Origin of the sequence: Clostridioides sp. ZZV15-6598 (assembly GCF_020657705.1) — a bacterium.
GTDB lineage: Bacteria > Bacillota > Clostridia > Peptostreptococcales > Peptostreptococcaceae > Clostridioides > Clostridioides difficile_F.
Window position 1 is genome coordinate 1 of record NZ_JAGWCS010000331.1, and the last position, 430, is coordinate 430.

The window sequence follows — 430 nt, forward strand, 5'->3', positions numbered from 1 at the left end:
TCAATATATTACACATCAAATTTTTTTGATGTATTAATTAGAATCATATCAAAAAAAATTGATATGTTCAAGTATATTTTTTAAAAAATTTTCAGAATTAGTTCTTTTGATAAAAATTTTTCTAATTCATTCATGTTAATACTATAATAATTCCATTTACCTTGTCTCTCTTTTAGTATTAAATTAGCATCTAATAACATTTTTAAATGATATGATAGTTTTGATTGAGGCATATTAAAGTATTCAACTAAGTCACACACACATATACTCTCTTTTTTATTCAATTCTGATAATATATTTAATCTTATACTGTCTGATAATGCACCAAATACCAATTCATAGCCCTTTATACTATTATAATTTCTCATTTATTTCACCTCTTTTATAGCATAGATTTTATTTAATAACTAATACATTGTAAATATATTAT

The 430-nt window shown here is 20.5% G+C and carries 1 protein-coding gene; it reads right to left on the reverse strand.

What is annotated here, in order from left to right; genetic code table 11:
- Positions 1-80: 80 nt before the first annotated feature.
- Positions 81-368: an ArsR/SmtB family transcription factor gene (locus tag KGF50_RS21885; protein ID WP_227849996.1), complete on the reverse strand. Its 288-nt coding sequence runs from the start codon at positions 366-368 to the stop codon at positions 81-83.
- Positions 369-430 lie beyond the last annotated feature (62 nt).